This is a genomic window from Bradyrhizobium sp. USDA 4354 (assembly GCF_054060315.1).
The window spans coordinates 3,347,665-3,366,667 of record NZ_JBSSDC010000001.1 but is presented as its reverse complement, the minus strand read 5'-3'; the positions used below and the strand labels follow the sequence as shown (position 1 = coordinate 3,366,667).

The following is a 19,003-nucleotide window of genomic DNA, read 5'->3' as shown; positions in this document are numbered from 1 at the left end:
TGGCAAGGAGAACGGAAGCCCTCCCTGCCGTTCTTTTCCGTCGTCTACTTCGCGAGCCATGCGTTAAAGCGCTGGCGGAGCTCACTGCCTTTCTCAGCCCAGAAGGCCACGTCGACTGGCTGCGCGATGGCTATATGATCGGGCGCAGTCGGAATGTTGGGCAGGATCGCCGGATCGATAAGCGCGATCGCATCCTTGTTGGCGGGAGCGTAAGCGATGTAGCGCGTCAGGCTGGCCTGTACCTGGGGCGAACTGGCGAACGCAAGGAACTTGTAGGCGTCATCCAGCCGCGGATTGCCCTTAGGAATGACCCAGATATCCCAACCCATCTGCGCGCCGTCCCACATGATCTCGAAATGCTTGCCGGAGTTCTTGATGGCATCGTAGATTCGGCCGTTGTAAGCCGAGGACATGATGACCTGGCCGTCGGCCAGTAGCTGCGGCGGCTGCGCGCCGGCCGCCCACCAGATCACATCCTTCTTGATCGTGTCGAGCTTCTTGAAGGCGCGGTCGATTCCCTCGGGCGTATTGAGGACCTTGTAGAGGTCCTTCATGTCCACGCCGTCGGCGATCAGCGCCCACTCGAGATTGCCTGAAGGATCTTTATATAGTCCGCGCTTGCCAGGGAATTTATTTACGTCGAACAGGTCGGCGATGGTCTTCGGGCCGTTCGGCAGCCGATCCTTGTCATACGCGACGACAGTGGCAGCAGCTGACGTCGGCACTCCGCAGTCAAGCTTGTCAGGCCCCAAGAACTTGGCTCGGTCGAGGCCCAGCTTGTTCCAGTCGATCGGCTCGATGATGCCCTCGGCACACATCTGCATGGCCCGTCCGGGGGAGACGTCGACGACGTCCCAGCTCACCGTCTTAGACTTGACCATGGCGTGTATCTTGCCGATGTCGCCAGTGTACTCGTCTTCGATGATCTTGATCCCGGTGGCCTTCGAGAAGGGCTCGAAATAGGCCTTGCGCTGGCTCATCTGGTACGCCCCACCCCAAGAGGTGATCGTCAGCTGATCGCCCGCGAAGGCAGGCTTCACTGGCATCAGTACGGTCTCCACCAGGCCTGTTATGGCCAAGGCGCTGGCGATCATCAAAAATGACCTCATCGTCTTACTCTCCCCTGCTATATCGCCCCAAGATTGGAGCGGCGCTGTCAAATACCCGGCGCTGAGCCCTGTGAACCGCGCATCGGGTCATCGTCATGACGCGTCGAGCGCCCGACAATCCTCCGTTTTCCAGCCAACGGTGATCGCAGCACCGGGCTCGACCTGCACCACGCCTTCCGAATTCGGCAGCTTGATCACAAAGTCATCATGGCCACAGACTGAGACGCGGGCACGCACGTGGTCGCCCAGATAGATCACCTCCGCAACCCGCGCACTGAAGACATTGGGCAGCGAGCCCGGTGTCGGGTTCAGCTTCACTCGCTCCGGACGCAACGACAACAGGGTCGATCGACCGACCGCCTCGACATTGATCGCCAGCGCTTGCACATTGCCCGCGCCCGGAATCTCCACCTTGCAGGTCGCGTCATTCATCGCAACGACCTTGCCGTGCAGTCGGTTGTTCTCGCCTACAAATTGTGCGACGAAGGCGTTCTGCGGCCTCTCGTACAGTTCGGCGGGCGCGGCGAGTTGCTGGATGAGCCCATCGTTGAACACCGCTATGCGGTCCGACATGGTCAATGCCTCGCCCTGGTCATGCGTCACATAGACCACGGTGATGCCGAGATTCTCGTGGATATGCTTGATCTCGAGCTGCATCTGCTCACGCAGCTGCTTGTCCAGCGCGCCGAGTGGCTCGTCCATCAGAACGAGCTTGGGATCGAAGACGAGGGCTCGGGCAAGCGCGACGCGTTGCTGCTGGCCGCCGGACAGTTGACCGGGCCGACGCTTGCCGTGGGCGCCGAGCCGGACCATGTCCAGCGCGCGCTTGATCCTGGCCTCGATCTCGCTTTTGCAGAGCTTCCGCACTTTGAGCGGAAAGGCGAGGTTCTCCTCCACGGTCATATGCGGAAAGAGCGCGTAATTCTGAAACACCATGCCGATGTCGCGCTTATGCGGGGGCATGTTGTGGATGGAGCGCCCCTGCAGAAGAATCCAGCCTTGGGTGGGCACCTCGAAGCCGGCGAGCATCATGAGCGTCGTCGTCTTGCCGGAGCCGGACGGCCCCAGCATGGTCAAGAACTCGCCCCGCCTGATTTCCAAATTGAGATTCTTGACGACTAACGTTTCGCCGTCGTAGGTCTTCTGAATGTCAGAAAACTTCACGAAGGCATCGTTCGTGTCTGGCATCGGCTTTGTTACCTCCTCCGCGCGTCCTAGCGTCCCAGCTATCGCGGCGCCACCGACTACCAGACCACGACCTTCGTTCTTGATGGATTGCAGCTTCTCGAGCTTACCGTCGAGACCATACGGATGGTCGTAGATGAGGCGTCTGCGGTTGACCAGCCGAAGCATTCCGTCCCTACTTGTGTTTGACTCCGCGACCTCGAGGTCGACGGAAGGTTCGTTCTTTCATCAGGATAGTATCAGTGTGCTAAAGCTGAAATTCATCGATGTATCCCCTCGCATTGCTGCAATTCTGCGTTAAGCGGCCAGAGTCGGAGGGTTTATGTCGCGCGCAACCACGGGAGGCGATGTGAGCTTTGGAATGTGAGGCCGGCGACCCATAGCCGATTTGCTCGTGCCGTGGCTGAAGGTGCACCTATCGACCTTTTCCGCGAATTCGGCCGCGAACACACCGTATGATTGGCAGCCACGCAGGCCGCCATTTCCGAGCGTCGCCTGAAGAGCGCCTTCGATGATCGTGCAAATTGCGCCTGTGAAACGAGGAGTAGAGAGCCGAGTTTCGCGATCACTTGTCCAAGGCTGCTGAGGCAGCCGACGTCAACCGCGGCCAATTCTTGGTGAATCTGCCAAGCCCGAGCAAGCGCAAGAGCTCGGTCATCATTGGTCCTTCAGCATGGTTTTCGCCGGACGGGTGGCCACCGCAGCAAAATGCCGCTCGATCTCGCGTGCGCTCCACCCCGATGATGGACCTATAATAACGAGGCTAGAGGTTCGACAGGATCGAACTGCTGTCTCTTGATCAAAGCTCTCCCGCCTTCCAACGCGCTGATAAACAGAGCGATGCACCGGGTCATCTTCAAGGGTGAAAACCCCCTTCGCCCTGATGACGTTGGCCGGGAGCTGGCGCAGCCCAGCCAAAAGCAATTCTCGATCGAGCGGAACGTCCCAAGAGCCTGTCCAGCTTGCGAAGGACGACGCGTGCGCTTCCGTCGTGCACCGGACTCCCGAAGTGCGCTCCGTGTTGATCCCGAGCACGACATCGACGGGAATATCGGCCTGCACGACTTCAACGATGGTCCGTGGTGCCGCGATTTGCTCAATGCGAGTACGAACGAAGTCGGTCCGGCCATTCAGCAGATCGACCTTGTTGAGAACGATCAGATCCGCGGCCGTAAGTTGGGACGAGACAAGCCACGCAGTTTCAGGGTCTTGAACGCGGTCTAGGAATGTTTCCGCATCCACCAAAGTCAGGATACCGTTTAGCCGGATTGCAGGGTTGGCCAGCGCGACCTGTGCGATGCCGTGTGGATCGGCGACCCCGCTGGCTTCGAGGACAACTGCATCGGGCGGGTCGGACCGCTGAAGCAGCCGCAGCAACGCCTTGGTGAGATCTCCCGAGATCGAACAGCAGGCGCATCCGTTCGTCAGGCCGATGGCTTCGTCGCTACGAGAGCGTATCAAGTCCTGGTCGATGTTGATCGCACCAAAATCGTTGACGAGGACGGCAATCCGCCGCCCATGACGTTCGGAGAGCAGTCGATTTATCAGAGTCGTCTTTCCAGCGCCGAGGAAGCCGCTGATAAGGGTCAACGGCAGCGTCGGGCCCGTTTGAACGCCTGGTGGGATCAGCCGAGCAGCTTCGAATATTCCCATCAGCATCGTCATGGCCTCGCGACGGCGCGAAGCTGGTGCGCCATCTGGCGGCTTCTGCGGTTCGCGAGTCATGCCGGCTGCAGCTTTCCGCCGAGAACTGTGCCCCAGATCTTGATGTCCTTCAGTGCAATTGGATCGACTTCAAACGGATCGCTCTCCAGGATCGCGAAGTCAGCAAACTTACCAGGCTCCAGGCTGCCCAGCTTCTGCTCAGCGCCGAGGACGTACGCAGCGTCGATGGTGATTGCTCGCAACGCGCGTTCGACACCAATCCTCTCGCCCGGGGCAAGAACCGTTTTACCATCGCGAGCAATCCGATTTACGGCAACCCATGCGGCCGTGAGCGGATGCAGAGGCACAAGAACAAGTGAATAATCGGAATGCAACGCGAAGATCACGCCCTCACGTTCCAGAGAACCAAGCCGTGCCACTGCTTCTGAGCGGTCCGGACCAAACCCGTGTTCACTGTGCACGTGGCTACGATAGTGCACAAAGTAGTTGTTCACGCTAGCGATCCCACCAAGCGCCTTGAGGCGGCGCGCCTGGTCCGGCCTGCTGATGCAGTAGTGCTCCAGCGTGAAGCGATGATCGAATTTTGGTACGATGTTTTGCAGCCTGGCAAGCGCATCGAGCGAAGCATCAATCGCCTCATCCCCATTAGCGTGACAATGGATTTGAATTCCGGCCTTCCAGAACGGAAGCATTCGTTCGTGAAGCTCATTCCAGGGAATGTCGTTTCTTAGGCCGTTACTTCCATCGAGATAACCGGGGAAATTCAGGCGCAGTGACATCGCAGGGAATGAGCCATCTGACAGGAATTTAATGCCACGGATAAACAACTTATCGGTGCTCCGCCTCATTGCATCCAACAGGAAATCCGCGGCCTTGCCGCCGTGATCCGCGTAGAGACCCATTTCCAATGGCACGAGCCCCATGCGGACTGGATAGTTTGGGTCGGACACCACTGTCGAATGCAACTGCCATTCGCTTTCGTTGTTGCCCATTTCGGCGGTCGTGGTCACGCCCGCCTTGCGCGCGATATCGCCCATCCTGCGCAGGCCCTCTGCGCCCCCTCGCTCGGCCAGCACATCCCGCATTGCGCCGAGCGCAAGGCGGCCAGCCTCAAGCTCGACGAACTGACCATTCAATCGCCCGTCGGGATATCGCATCACCCCGTGGACCTTCGAATCTGTTGGAATTTTGGCACATGCAATCGCAACGCTATTCAGATAAGTGAAGTGCGGCGCGTAGGAAATGACCCAGATGGGTCGTGTGGTGGAGACCTCGTCCAGTTCGTCGCGGTGGAGATGACCTCCCTGCGACGCTGGATCTAACCCCCAAGCAATCAACGGTGCAGTGGGATCGGAAGCGGAACTGTCAGCCTCTCGCAGTTTGGCAATGACCTCGGGCCGCGTCGGCAGGCCGCGATTGATCCCCTGCGGCCCGGGCGAATCAATCGGCCCAATGTAGTGCGTAGCCAGGTAGCCAGCCGAGAGAGCGAAATGCGTATGCGGATCGATCAGCCCTGGCATGATGATCTTATCCGCGAATGTGTCGTCGATCTTGTAGGAATGACGGCTGAGCCATGGCCGCATGGAATCGATTGTTCCGGTCGACAGGACACGGCCGTCCATGACGGCGACACAATGAGCAAAAGGCCGACCGACATCCATTGTGATGACTCTGCGTGCCCGGTATACCGTGATCTCGCTCATTTTGACCTGCACTGTTTGCCGATTTGAGTGCGAATGATAGTTAGGCAACCGAGGAGCAAAGACTTGCTGCTCAGGCGGCGATAAAGCGGATGAGAGGGTGCCTTGCCCGACCTTCTCGAAGTCTCCGAAAATGTTTTCGCCGGCAAAATAACGGCATCGTGTTTTCGTGCCATGACGATACTCCGTAGCGGTATCTTTATCCGCGGTCTCATGCGTCGGCTTGGTGCCGCGAAATTGCAGCCGACCGCGTCAATGAGCTGAATCTTGGGAAGAGCCCAATGCTGTGCGTAATGCCTCATCAGTGTCGATCCCGCCGACGATTGTCCCGAGAACCGGGATTTGAAGAATTCGGCCCGGTTCGCATGCGACTGGGTCCTGTCCGAGAACAACGAAATCGGCGTATTTGCCAAGCTCGATGCTTCCGACTCTGTCATCCATCTGCAAGTGATATGCCGCGTCGATCGTAATCGCCTTTAGCGCCTCCTCCATTGAAACGCGCTGCTCAGGACCAAGCACTGCGCCCTTCAGCGTGCTTCGGTTGACCGCGACGTTCAGACACACCAGCGCATCTGGCCATGTCATTGGAGAATCACAGTGATAGGAAACTCGCATGCCCTTTTTCGAGGCGGAGCCTGACGGCATGTGACGAGCCGCGCGCTCTTCGCCAAGCAGGTAATCACGGATCGCCTCGCCCCAATGATGGATGTAAGGCAGAAAGTAGGAGCAGACGACGCCCAGTCGAATGGCGCGGTCGATCTGATCCTCGCGCATCATCCCGCAATGCTCGATGCGAAGCGGACCTGATACTTTGTCAGGCCCGACCTTATCGATCACCTTCTCGTAGACATTCAGGACCATGTCGATCGTCCGATCGCCCTGGGCATGAACGGCTATCTGCCATCCCTCACCTACGTATTTGAGAACCATCGCGTGCAACTTGTCTTCTGAATAGCTCGGATGTCCAGTGCTGTTCTCGGGCAATCCCATTCCCTTAAGAGTCATGTTATTGTTGAGGTAAGGATGGGTGCTCCACACGTTTCCCAACAGGATGGAGCCGTCCGCGATTATCTTGACGCCAATCATGCGGAAATCGTCGTCGCCAAAATTCAGAGGAACCGATACCTCAGCGCTCGAACTGGATTCGTATCCAACAATACGAAGTGGGTTTGGCCGCGATTTTACGACGGCCTGAAGCAGCCGTGCATTGCCGGAACTGATCCCGATTTCCGACGTCGTGGTATAGCCTGCCGTTACGAACTTCTGCACCCACTCCTCGAAGCTGCGCTTCTTCCGCTCGTCGCCGCAAATTTCGAAAAATCGATCCATCACTAGCCAGGCTGCCGTTTCCTCAAACTTCCAAGGAAGACCATCTGCGGCCTTGAAGACTTTTCCATCGGAGGGTGGGACGTAATCAGCAGCGATACCAAAAGCGGCAAGCGCTTTCGTGTTTATGTACATTCCATGGGTATTGGAGGTTCCGACAAGGATGGCATTGTCCGGAGCGATGTCGTCGAGCAGTTCGCGGGATGGCTCTTCCATTCCCTCGTGCAATTGCGGATCAAGTCCGAGGAAGAAGATGATCTCCTCGGGCTTGGCTTTCGCTACACGACGGCGCATCTTCGCGATCACCGCCGAGAAGCTCGGTTCGTGAACCGCTCGAATATCCACCACTGGATCGCCCCACAGGAGCCCACTCACCATGGGGTGACTATGCGCCTCAACGAATCCGGGGAGCATCGCGTTGCCCCTCAGATCTGTTCTCTCAGTGCCCGCACCGCACAGCAGATCGACATCCTTCTTGGAACCTACCGCCAGGATCCTGCCTTCTCGAACTGCAACAGCCTCAACGATTGGATTCGCCGGATCCATGGTTCGGATTGGGCCACCAAAAAACATGCGGTCGGCTGACTTCATCTAGGTACCCTTCGACGTACTCTTGCTGCAGACAAGGCTCGGATAATGCTGACTCTACGCCAGTATCTTTGAATTGGATGGATCATACTGTGCAGCAAATTGGGCTACGGCTTTGTGGCGCCATCCTGCCACCTCGATCTCGAATTGTGACGCGGAAAGGAACGAAGCATCGACTCCGTCGTCGTTCTCGACGTAGCCCATGCCGAGGGAGGCTCGGACACGATGTCCATAGGCGCCAGAGGTGACAGATCCGACGAGGCGACCATTGGCCCATATGGGTTCTTGGTGATATACAAGAGGGGCATCTGGTTCGACCATGCGGAATTGCACCAGCCGGCGGCGGAGGGGTCCTTGTTCCTTCTGTCGCAGCAACGCCTCGCGGCCAATGAACCCTTCCGGTTTTTCCAATTTCACTGCAAAGCCGAGGCCAGCCTGGTAGGGTGTATCTTCGGGCCCGATGTCATGGCCCCAGTGGCGATAGCCCTTCTCCATGCGCATAGAGCCAAGGGCGAAGTAGCCAGCCTGTGACAAGCCGTAATCAGCGCCCACCTCAACGATCCTGTCAAAAACATGCGCAGCGAACTCGGCCGGCACGTACAGCTCCCACCCGAGCTCGCCCACATACGTGACGCGACTTGCGCGTAGCTTCGCATAGCCGATCTCAATTTCCTGGCTGGATGCGAACGGAAAGGCCGAATTCGAGAGGTCGCAACCTGACAACCGCTCAAGCAACGGCCTCGCACTAGGCCCCATAAGACCGAGCATCGGCAATCCCGACGTCACATCCCGGATAAAAACGTGGGCCTTATCTGGAGTGTTGCGTCGCAACCAAACTAAGTCGCGTGTTTGCGACGTCGCCGCCGTCACGACCAGGTAAGAATCTTCCGCAAGCCGAGTGACTGTAATGTCCGCCTCTATTCCACCCCGCTCGTTTAGGCACTGTGTGTAAACAAGCTTGCCAACGGGCACGTCCACATTGTTGGCACAGATCCGGCTGAGGACCGCACAGGCGTCCCGCCCGTCGACCATATACTTGACGAAGCAACTCTGATCGAAGAGTGCGACTTTCCCGGCTGCATTCCGGCACTCCTGACCGACGATATCGAACCAGTTTTGTCGGCCGTATGAATATTCGATTTCCTTCGCCTTTCCGTCGAGGGAGAAGTACCCAGGCCTTTCCCATCCAGCAGCCTCCGTCATCACTGCACCGAGCGCCTTCAACCGATCATGGAAGACGCCTTGACGAACATTACGCGCGGTCGTGTATTGACGGTACGGCCAATGCATATCGAACAGAAGGCCAAGAACCTCTTTAGTCCGATCGTAAAGATACGTCTTGTTCGATTGGAACGGTTGCATGCGGAGAACATCGACATCGGCGAGATCGACCGGTGCGTGCCCTTCCTTGATCCAAAAGGCGAGCGCCTTTCCGATGCCCCCGGAAGACAAAATGCCGACCGAATTGAAGCCGCAGGCCGTAAAGAGTCCCGACACCTCGGAGGTCTCGCCAAGCAGATATCGATTGTCAGGCGTGAAACTTTCGGGGCCGTTGAAAAACAGCTGTATGCCAGTGTTGGCAAGCGCCGGAACCCGCTTGACGGCCATATCGAGAATTCGTTCGAAATGGTCGAAATCCTCAGGCAGCGAGTCGAAACAGAATTCCGGTGGTATGCCGTCGCGCGCCCATGGCTTGGCATGCTTTTCGAAGCATCCCACAAGCAGCTTCCCGGCGTCTTCCTTGTAGTAAGCCTCTTCGTCGGTCACGAATAGGACCGGTAACTGTCGAGGCAAATCCGGAATAGGCTCAGTAACGACGTAGAAGTGCTCCGCTGCGTGGAGCGGCAGAGAAACGCCTTGCTTCGCCGCGAACTCGCGTGACCACATCCCGCCGCAAATGACCACCTTCTTGGAACGAATGTCACCTTCAATCGTCGAGACGCCGGCAGCACGCCCGTGCTCAACCAGAATCCGGTCGACCTGCAAGTTCTCCACGATTTTCGCGCCGCTCATACGCGCGCCCTTTGCAAAGGCTTGCGTGACATCGGCCGGATTTACTTGGCCGTCTTTTGGAGCCCAAATGCCTCCGACAACGCCCTCAAGATTGAGCGGTGGCCAACGCTCCTTGATCTCGGCAGGCGAGACAGCATGCACCTCAAGGCCGAAGTTGCGCCCCATCGAAGAGCCGCGTAGCAGTTCCTCGAGACGACCAGGGCTTTTGGCGAGGCGGAGAGCTCCATTCTGTTTGAAACCCGTTTCCTGCCCTGTCTCCGAGCCGAGACTGTGAAATAGCTCCCCGGTGTATTTAGCAAGCTCGGTCATGTTTCGGGTGGCTCGCAATTGCGTCACCAGACCGGCAGCGTGCCACGTCGTTCCGCACGTCAGCTGCTTGCGCTCGAGCAAGACGATATCGCTGATGCCCAGCTTAGTGAGATGATAAGCGACCGAACAGCCCGCTATGCCGCCGCCGACGATCACGACTTCGGCCCTCTGGGGAACTATTCTTGGCATTATTGGAATCGTCCTATCAAGCAGACTTCTAAGCGAATTCGACGACACGACAGTTGAAAGCACATCGTGAAGGTGATCCGAAGCGGCGGGTACCAACGCTGCGCAATGCCTGCACGACAGCCGTCATTGCCATTGTTCTTTTTGCTCGCGGAAAGCTAGTAGTTGCCGCCGCGCCACCCGAGTGCCGTGATCGGCCACGTCCCCTGCCCCACGGGGTTGTCCTCGGTCTCGCGGCTCCGCTCTGCGCAACCAACGAAGGAGCGGCGCGTTCATCAGATGCCCTTCGATACTCAAATATCACCAGTGTCGATTCCGCCGACGACTGTCCCGAGAATTTGAATTTGAAGAATTCGGCCCGATTCGCATGCGACTGGGTCCTGTCCGAGAAAAACGAAATCCGCGTATTTTCCGACGGCAATGCTCCCGATCTTGTCGTCCATCCGCAAATGGTATGCCGCGTCGATCGTGATCGCCTTTAGCGCGTCCTCCATGGAGACCCGCTGCTCAGGGCCAAGTATCGCGCCTTTCATCGTGCTTCGGTTAACGGCGACGTTCAGACAGACAAGGGCATCTGGCCATGTCATTGGGGAATCGCAGTGATAGGAAACTCGCATGCCCTTTCTTGAGGCGGAGCCTGAGGGGACGAAGCGAGCCGCACGCTCTTCGCCAAGCAGGTAATCACGGATCGCCTCGCCCCAATGATGGATGTAAGGCAGAAAGTATGAGCAGACGACGTCCAGTCGGATGGCGCGGTCGATCTGATCCTCGCGCATCATCCCGCAATGCTCGATGCGAAGCGGACCCGATACTTTGTCAGGTCCGACCTTATCGATCACCTTTTCGTAGACATTCAAGACCATGTCGATCGTCCGATCGCCGTGCGCATGGACTGCCATCTGCCAGCCCTCGCTCGCATATTTGAGGACCAATTCGTGCAGCTTGTCTTCTGAATAGTTCGCATGCCCCGTGCTGTTCTCGGGCAATCCCATCCCCTTAAGAGTCATTTTGTTGTTGAGGTACGGATTGGTGGTCCACACATTTCCCAACAGGACGGAGCCGTCCGCGATAAGCTTGACGCCAATCATGCGGAAATTGTCATCGCCAAAATTCAGAGGAACTGTTACCTCACCGTTCGGGTTAGATTCGTATCCAACAATACGAAGTGGGTTTGGCCGCGATTTTACTACAGTCTGGAGCATTCGGGCGTTACCAGGGCTGATCCCGATTTCTGACGTTGTGGTATACCCTGCCCTCACGAACTTCTGCACCCACTCCTCGAAGCTACGCTTCTTCCGCTCCTCGCCGCAAATTTCGAAAAATAGATCCATCACTCGCCAGGCTGCCGTTTCCTCAAACTTCCAAGGAAGACCATCTGCGGCCTTGAAGACTTTTCCATCGGGTGGAGGGGCGTAATCAGCATCGACACCAAAAGCGGCAAGTGCTTTCGTGTTTATGTACATTCCGTGAATGTTGGAGGTTCCGACAAGGATGGCATTGTTTGGAGCGATGTCGTCGAGGAGTTCGCGGGATGGCTCTTCCATTCCCTCGTGCAATTGGGGATCAAGTCCGAGGAACCAGATGATCTCATCGGGCTTGGCTTTCGCTACACGACGGCGCATCTTCGCAATCACCGCGGAGAAGCTCGGTTCGTGAACAGCTCGAATATCTACGACTGGATCGCCCCATAGGAGCCCACTCACCATGGGATGACTATGCGCCTCAACGAATCCGGGGAGCATGGCGTTGCCCCTCAGATCTGTTCTCTCGGTGCCCGCGCCAGAGAGCATTTCCATATCCCTCTTGGAACCAACCGCGAGAATCCTTCCTCCTCGGACCGCAACAGCCTCAACGATCGGATTCGCCGGATCCATGGTCCGGATTGGGCCGCCAAAAAAAATGCGGTCGGCTGACTTCATTTCGGGTTCCTTAGAATTGATGTATCTCTATTGGCAAATCATGGGGCGCTTCGGACCCGGCGGTCGCGCGATCGGCAGCAAACTGCGTGCCCCCGGACAGAGCTTGAGGGCCGCAGCAATCGCACTTCTGTCGAGTTCTCCGCGGCGCGCGATCAAGACGATCCTACTGATCTCGGGACCGTCTGCTCTCTCCACTTCGACGGAAGATCGCCTTCCCACAAGTTGAAAGATTGCTCGTAACGGACGCTCTCCGTCGTTGACCATCAGACTTAGAACGCCCTTGCCGCGAAGTATTTGGGAAGGAAGCTCGTCACAGAACCGTTTGAACGCTTCTGCGTTGACGGGAGACTCCCAGACGAACGAGGCGCTCTCATAGAGATCGGAGTGGTTACCCTCCGCGGTTGCTCGTTGTCGACTGCGCTTTGTTTGCTCTGCCGGGCCAAAGAGAATGGCAGTCGGAATTTCGGCCCGCACAACCTCCAACAGCTTCATGCTCCGTTGAGCCGCCTGAAGGGTCTGCCGCACCTCGACGCGTACCGCCTCTGAGACCAAATCGGTCTTGTTCAGCAAAACCAGATCGGACATGGCGGCTTGATCGATTGCAAGCTCCGTGCTTCGAAAGTCGAGGTCGAGCAGGTTGGACGTATCGATTAAACAGAACAGCCCGTCGACATAAAATAACTCCCTTACCGGATCGCTATCGAAGACCTTCAATATGCCTGCAGGATGCGATACGCCGCTGCACTCGAGTGCCACGCGCGTGAACTTGTTCGGAAGGCGACTGAGCGAGACCAAGCCAGCCGCCAGATCGTCCTGGATCGAGCAGCAAACGCAACCGTTGCTGAGTTCGATCCGATTTTGCGTCTCGATCTTGATCAGGTCCTGATCGATATTGATAGCGCCGAAGTCGTTCACCAAAACAGCGAGGCGATCATCTCCCGGGTTGTGCAGGAGATGATTTATGAGGGTTGTTTTCCCCGCACCGAGAAATCCGGAGATGATTGTCGCTGGAAGCATCGCAGCACGCGCCCTATCCAATGAAAGACAAGACTGGGCCGGTCCTGAGCGCGCAGCCTGACGTTGAGATCCAGCTTTCACGCGCGGCCACGCAACATGCCCACGCTCCCCAGGAAGATGCAACAAACTGACCCAACGAAACGGAGTGCTCTATTGCGAGCTGCTGTCCGATTTGGGCTCGCTTGGAGTAGACCTCGAAAGCAGCACTGGCGCTCGCGATCAGGGTGACCCTGAATTTTTTAGCGACAGCTGCGGACGTCCCGGGAAAGGGGCAACCATTCGTGGCCACAGGTGATCGTGCCCCCCTCTTCACGCAACTGTCTCTGCAATCGGCTGCCAAAAATATTCCCCCCATTTTTTTATGCTAGAGACGATAAACATGAGTAGTTTTTTGTCAACATGAATTTTTTAAGACTTTTTTCACGAACACCTGTTTGCGACCAACCGCTTCCGAGCGCGGGCCACTTCGATCATGCTACCACCGGAGCGATTGGGTAGATTTCCGTCGGCGATGGCCGGCACTTGAGTTGATGACGGCAATTTAAACTCGGCAGCTTATTTCGAGCAGCATCCCAATTGTGCAAAGACACCGCGATTTCTGGTTTTCATATCGTCATCGGTGCGATCGGGATCAAATGGCTTCTTCGGCTCTGCGCTTATTCTGAATCGCCGACTGAAGATACCAGCCCGCGATACTACCTCAGCTCGCTGTAAAGCGTCTTTCTATGGCACTCGGGAATGAACACCGCAGTTTGCGATCTCACGGCAGCGACTAGGATCTCGCAATTGCCCCGGTGAAACTTTTCCTCGTGCGGCGTGGTGCAGGGCGAGCCGGCTGACAGCAAATTTCTGCTGCCGACAGCAGCGCCGATGAATACCCTTCGCCAGGTTAGCCTATTGGTGCGTACTGGCGAAGCGACGCCCGAAGGGGGGGCATCCATCTGGGAGCAACCGATCGCTATCGGCCCCACTTAGGATCGTGGTGAGCGCGCCGGCTAGGCAGTGCGGCCCTTAAAATTCACATCACCAACCAATAGCTCATTCTCAGCCGACTCGAGGTGTTCTTCTTGCATCGGTTCGATGTCTGCGGTGATTGGCAAATGATGAATGGAACGACACCGGTTCAAATCATGACGATTGAATTCTGTCAGAAGGCCGGAGCCGATACGAGGGGGCCTTCCCCGGCCGCTTTCACCCGGCTGTTGCCGGGATCATAGAAGGAACGGAAAGATGCACGCGCAGGCAGGCGCACACCCGCAACTTCAACTTCGAATTTCACGGCTTCAAGGAAGGACTCATCAATACCGCCGGTCGGGGTCTCAATGTAACCCAATCCGAGGCACGTTCCTATCGTGTGCCCGAACATGCCCGACGTGATGCGGCCGACAAGTTTTCCATCGCACCAAATCGGCTCATTGTGATAAAGCAATGCTGAGGGATCTTTGAGTGCGACGTGAATCATTTTTTTCTTTGGCCCTGCTTCTCTCTGGCGCTGCAGGGCCTCGCGCCCGATGAATCCTTGTGCCTTCGACCAAGCCACAGCAAAGCCGAGCCCCGCTTCCAATGGAGTATCTTCGTCTGTGATGTCATGCCCCCAGTGGCGATAACCTTTTTCCATTCGGAGGGAGTTCATCGCATGATAGCCGGCTAGGCGCATGTCAAACGCACTTCCCGCTTCCCAGAGACAATCGTAGACCCCCTGAACGAACTCAGTAGGAATGTACAGTTCCCACCCTAGCTCGCCGACATAGGTAATACGGCTTGCCCTGACTTTGGCGTAGCCCAGATCAATGATCCGCGACGTTGCGAATGGAAATGCTGAGTTCGAGAGGTCGGCATCCGTGAGCTTGGCCAAGAGATTTCTCGACTTCGGACCCATGACACCCAGCACGCTATAGGCAGAGCTTACGTCTATGGCGAACGCCCGAGCGCCCTCGGGAATATGGCGCGTCAGCCAGGCGAAGTCTTTGACTTGCGTGGCCGCTGCGGTCACGATGAGGAACTTATTCATACCCTCACGAGTGATTGTTAGATCCGCCTCGATGCCGCCTCGGTCGTTGAGCCATTGGGTGTAGACTATACGACCGACCGGGACCGAAATGTTGTTGGCGCATATTCGGTTGAGAACACATTCGGCGTCATCCCCCTCAAGGATGAATTTCGCGAACGACGATTGGTCAAACAAGCCAACGCTTTCTCGCACCGCGCGATGTTCTGCGGCCGAAAATTCAAACCAGTTCTGACGACCGTAGCTATATTCGTACTTTGCCTCCTGCGTCGTCGGTGCGAACCAGTTCGGTCGCTCCCAACCAGCGGCCTCTCCAAAACAAGCTCCCCGCGCAAGCAGACGATCGTGCAGAGCTGAGCGGCGAACGCCCCTCGCTGTATCAGGCTGACGAAAGGGCCAGTGCATCGCGTACAGCAAGCCGAGGGTTTCGACCGTCCGATCCTTTAGGTATCGTCGATTTGATTGGAACGGCATGACTCGCCGCACGTCGACGTCCCAAAGGTCCATCGGCGGATGGCCGTCAACAATCCAGTCAGCCAGGACCTTTCCTGCCCCACCTGCGGACCTGATACCGATAGAGTTGAATCCCGCAGCAACGAACAGATTTCGAACTTCAGGCATTTCTCCCAGCATGTACCGGTCGTCTGGCGTGAAGCTTTCAGGGCCATTGAAAAACAACTGAATGCCCGCTTTTGCCAGTATCGGCACCCGGCGAATTGCCCGCTCAAGTAACGGCTCAATGTGCTCGAGGTCGTCTGGTAGCGCGTCGAATTCGAAATTCTCGGGGATTCCCTTCATGCCCCACGGCTTTGCGACCGGCTCGAACCAGCCAACCAACAGCTTGCCGGCGTCTTCTTTGAAGTACGTGCAGGCGTCGGCGTCACGCAGCACAGGCAGGTGCTTTTGGATGTCGGGGGCCGGCTCCGTAACGATGTAAAAATGCTCGGCGGCATGAAGCGGCACGGTCGCGCCGACCTTGGCACCAAGTTCCCGCGCCCACATGCCCGCACAATTTACGACGAATTCCGCGGTGATCTCACCGTCTTTCGTTCGCACGCCCATCGCACGGCCGCTCCGGATGAGAATGTCGGTAACGGCTGTATTTTCAAGAATCTTCGCACCACGAATTCTCGCCCCTTTGGCAAGCGCTTGCGTCGTATCCACCGGGTTAGTCTGCCCATCCTTCGGCAGATGCACCGCACCAACGAGATCCTCGGTCGCCATTAAAGGCCAAAGATCACCTGCTTGCTTTGCAGATAGGATGTTGACTTCCAATCCAAAGCATCGGGCCATCGAAGCGCCACGCCGGAGTTCTTCAAAGCGCTCTTGGTTATTCGCGATTGCGAGCGATCCAATCTGTCGATAGCCGGTGTTTTGGCCGGTTTCGCGTTCGAGCTCCGCGTAAAGCTCTGTTGTATATTGGGCCAATCGCGTCAGATTGTGAGTTGCACCGAGTTGGCCAACAAGGCCGGCCGCGTGCCATGTAGTTCCGGACGTAAGCCGCTTTCGTTCCAGCACGACAACGTCTGTCCAACCGCGAAGGGTCAGATGGTAGGCTAGACTGCAGCCCATGATGCCGCCGCCGATGATGACGACTTGAGCCGACATTGGAAGTTCTGCCACTACGCGATCTCCGATTGCCCGTGAAATTTTGGCAGATTTTTTCACCATTGTGAATATATTTTTTGATTTATAGAAGCTTTTCTTTGAAGTTGTGCCATCTATAGAGGACGGCGCGGTCTGTGCGGTGTGCGTGAATTTTTCATCCGGGGTGGCAAAAGAGTCGAATACGTTGATGGCTATAAGATCGATACGCACGGCAGATGAATGGGCGGCGTCGCAGCCAGGATCTAATATGGATCCGGAGGCCGCCGTGGGCGGGCAGATCCGGGAACTTCGTAAAATAAAGAAATTGACCCTAACGCAACTTGCGCAAGCCGCAGGAATCTCGGTCGGCTATCTGAGCCAGATCGAAAGAAACCAGTCGAAGCTGCCTATCGGGATTTTGAAGAAGCTCAGCGATGTTCTCGGCGTGCACATAAACTGGTTCTTCAACGGAAACATGCAAGCTACCTCCGATGAACGGGATATCATCGTTCGTAAGGCGCACCGGCGACGCCTGACATTCACTGGACTGGGCATCGTTGAAGAGCTTTTATCTCCAAATCTCGCCGGACCTCTCGAGTTGCTTTTGAGCACCATCGAACCCGGCGCCGATAGCGGCGCTTACAGCCATGACGGCAATGAAGCGGGCATTCTGATCGCAGGCCAATTGGACATATGGGTCGACGGAAAGCGTTTCCGACTTGAGGAGGGTGATAGCTTTTCTTTCAATAGTACCTCGCAACATCGTTGCGCCAACCCTGGACAGATCCCCGCAAAAGTCGTTTGGGTGATTACTCCGCCGCACTATTAACTGCATGAGTGTGGCCCACTAGCTATCAATCCATCTCAATGTAGATCTTCGCCGTCTTGACCGAATGGTGCCGGCGAGGCGCTTGAGATACTACATGGTCGGCTCAGCTCTCACTTCTGCATTACACCTGACTCTTCCGGAAACATCACAGCCTTACGCAGCGTTATCTTGCCGCGCAGTGGATTGTCTGGCCATTCCCATTTCTCCGCGAGCCCGCCACGAACGAGGGTAAGGCCGTATGTCCGTGTCTGCCGATGAGGTGGCTCGCCCTACACTGCGCGTCCGAGGGTTGCTCGGGCGGACCGAGCCGATCCTCATCACAGGAGGACGAGCCGTGGCAGATTATAGGGAAGCATTCGTCGGAATCGATGTGGCCAAGCTGAGAAATGCCGTCGCGATTGCGGACGCAGGCCGGGAGGGGGAAGTTCGGTTCTTCGGTGAGGTTGATGCTTCGGCCACCAACATGCGCCGCGTCTTAGAACGGATCGCCAACCGGTTTGACCGCGTCCACTTCTGTTACGAAGCCGGCCCGACTGGCTATGGTCTTTATCGCCTGATCCGGTCGCTCGGCCACGAGTGCACGGTGGTGGCGCCATCGCTGATCCCAAGGAAGGCGGGCGATCGGGTGAAGACGAATCGCCGGGACGCCGTTTCTCTCGCGCGTCTGCTACGCGCTGGCGAGCTGACTGCGGTATGGGTTCCCGATGAAGGCCACGAGGCGATGCGGGATCTCGTTCGCGCGCGAGCGGCAGCGGTTGAAGCGCTGAGGGTTCACCGGCAACAGGTGAGCGCCTTCATGCTCAAGCACGGCCGTACCTACCCTCGCAAGAAAGGTTGGACGATGCGCTATCTGCGCTGGCTTCAGGAGCAGCAGTTCGATCACCCCGCACATCAGATCGCGCTCCAGGAGATGGTCGAAGCAGTTCGCGTCGCCAGGGAGCGGGTCGAACGTCTGGAGCGCACGATCGAAGAGTTCGTCTCGGTATGGTCTCTGGAGCCACTCGTATGGCGCTTCAGACATTGCGAGGCATCGATCTGATCGTCGCGGTGACATTCGCGATCGAAGTCGGTGACGTGAGCCGGTTTGAGAGCCCTCGTCAACTCATGGGTTATCTCGGCCTGGTGCCGGGCGAGCGATCGTCTGGGGAGACCGTCAGGCGGGGCGGCATCACCAAGGCCTGCAACGGCCGGGTTCGCCACATGTTGGTCGAGAGCGCCTGGACATATCGACACCCGCCGAAGATCGGCAAGACAAAGCTATACCGGCTCGAGCAAACGTCGCCAGCAGTGCGAGAGATTGCTTGGAAGGCGCAGAGCCGCTTGACGGCCCGCTACCGGAAGTTGGCTGCGCGCGGCAAGCGAACGACGGTGGTCTGCACCGCTATCGCCCGTGAATTGGTCGGGTTCATGTGGGCCGTTGCCAGGCAAGTGCAGCCGGCCTGATTAGGCGCACTTCTCATCATCATGCATGGGCGGAGGCGGGACCACGGCAGAGGGAATGCCCGTCAGACGCTTTGTGGCCGGCAAGCGCCGACGCCCGCAGTAAGATAGGAGCAGACCTC

10 protein-coding genes and 1 pseudogene are annotated in these 19,003 nt (G+C 57.2%); 2 read left to right on the top strand and 9 right to left on the bottom strand.

Annotated features, from left to right (window positions below):
* Positions 1–44 precede the first annotated feature (44 nt).
* The 9 genes from ACVIIV_RS15590 to ACVIIV_RS15550 form a co-directional block, all read right to left on the bottom strand.
* Positions 45–1,109 (bottom strand): ABC transporter substrate-binding protein, encoded by a 1,065-nt coding sequence (locus tag ACVIIV_RS15590; RefSeq protein WP_456744964.1) that lies wholly within the window; start codon positions 1,107–1,109, stop codon positions 45–47.
* Positions 1,110–1,202: 93 nt separating this feature from the next.
* The gene (locus ACVIIV_RS15585; protein WP_456748737.1) at positions 1,203–2,297 is read right to left on the bottom strand and encodes an ABC transporter ATP-binding protein; all 1,095 of its coding nucleotides are present in this window, start codon (positions 2,295–2,297) and stop codon (positions 1,203–1,205) included.
* Between the two features lie 654 nt (positions 2,298–2,951).
* Positions 2,952–4,019, bottom strand: coding sequence for a CobW family GTP-binding protein (locus ACVIIV_RS15580; protein WP_456744963.1), 1,068 nt, complete (start codon positions 4,017–4,019; stop codon positions 2,952–2,954).
* On the bottom strand, positions 4,016–5,662 hold the full coding sequence (locus ACVIIV_RS15575; RefSeq protein WP_456744962.1) for an amidohydrolase: 1,647 nt from the start codon (positions 5,660–5,662) through the stop codon (positions 4,016–4,018). Before ACVIIV_RS15575 ends, ACVIIV_RS15580 begins: the two co-directional genes overlap by 4 nt.
* A 249-nt stretch (positions 5,663–5,911) precedes the next feature.
* Complete coding sequence (locus tag ACVIIV_RS15570; protein ID WP_456744961.1) at positions 5,912–7,576, bottom strand: amidohydrolase; 1,665 nt, start codon at positions 7,574–7,576, stop codon at positions 5,912–5,914.
* 54 nt (positions 7,577–7,630) lie between these two features.
* Entirely contained in the window at positions 7,631–10,051 is a 2,421-nt protein-coding gene (locus ACVIIV_RS15565) for a GcvT family protein (protein WP_456744960.1), read from the bottom strand.
* A gap of 323 nt (positions 10,052–10,374) precedes the next feature.
* Entirely contained in the window at positions 10,375–12,000 is a 1,626-nt protein-coding gene (locus ACVIIV_RS15560) for an amidohydrolase (RefSeq protein WP_456744959.1), read from the bottom strand.
* 27 nt (positions 12,001–12,027) lie between these two features.
* Positions 12,028–13,017: a CobW family GTP-binding protein gene (locus ACVIIV_RS15555; protein ID WP_456744958.1), complete on the bottom strand. Its 990-nt coding sequence runs from the start codon at positions 13,015–13,017 to the stop codon at positions 12,028–12,030.
* A 1,147-nt stretch (positions 13,018–14,164) separates the two neighbouring features.
* Positions 14,165–16,843 carry a GcvT family protein gene (locus ACVIIV_RS15550; protein WP_456744957.1) on the bottom strand — a complete coding sequence of 893 codons (2,679 nt, stop codon included), beginning with the start codon at positions 16,841–16,843 and terminating at the stop codon, positions 14,165–14,167.
* Positions 16,844–16,880: 37 nt separating this feature from the next.
* On the opposite strand from ACVIIV_RS15550, the gene ACVIIV_RS15545 reads away from it, so the two are divergent.
* Positions 16,881–17,441 carry a helix-turn-helix domain-containing protein gene (locus ACVIIV_RS15545; protein ID WP_456744956.1) on the top strand — a complete coding sequence of 187 codons (561 nt, stop codon included), beginning with the start codon at positions 16,881–16,883 and terminating at the stop codon, positions 17,439–17,441.
* A gap of 334 nt (positions 17,442–17,775) precedes the next feature.
* A pseudogene (locus tag ACVIIV_RS15540) lies at positions 17,776–18,884 on the top strand (IS110 family RNA-guided transposase).
* Positions 18,885–19,003 lie beyond the last annotated feature (119 nt).

What these genes read in the sequence shown, in the direction of transcription:
- ACVIIV_RS15590 (WP_456744964.1), bottom strand. Translation starts at nt 1,109, where the DNA reads ATGAGGTCATTTTTGATGATCGCCAGCGCCTTGGCCATAACAGGCCTG.
- ACVIIV_RS15585 (WP_456748737.1), bottom strand. Translation starts at nt 2,297, where the DNA reads ATGCCAGACACGAACGATGCCTTCGTGAAGTTTTCTGACATTCAGAAG.
- ACVIIV_RS15580 (WP_456744963.1), bottom strand. Translation starts at nt 4,019, where the DNA reads ATGACTCGCGAACCGCAGAAGCCGCCAGATGGCGCACCAGCTTCGCGC.
- ACVIIV_RS15575 (WP_456744962.1), bottom strand. Translation starts at nt 5,662, where the DNA reads ATGAGCGAGATCACGGTATACCGGGCACGCAGAGTCATCACAATGGAT.
- ACVIIV_RS15570 (WP_456744961.1), bottom strand. Translation starts at nt 7,576, where the DNA reads ATGAAGTCAGCCGACCGCATGTTTTTTGGTGGCCCAATCCGAACCATG.
- ACVIIV_RS15560 (WP_456744959.1), bottom strand. Translation starts at nt 12,000, where the DNA reads ATGAAGTCAGCCGACCGCATTTTTTTTGGCGGCCCAATCCGGACCATG.
- ACVIIV_RS15555 (WP_456744958.1), bottom strand. Translation starts at nt 13,017, where the DNA reads ATGCTTCCAGCGACAATCATCTCCGGATTTCTCGGTGCGGGGAAAACA.
- ACVIIV_RS15545 (WP_456744956.1), top strand. Translation starts at nt 16,881, where the DNA reads ATGGATCCGGAGGCCGCCGTGGGCGGGCAGATCCGGGAACTTCGTAAA.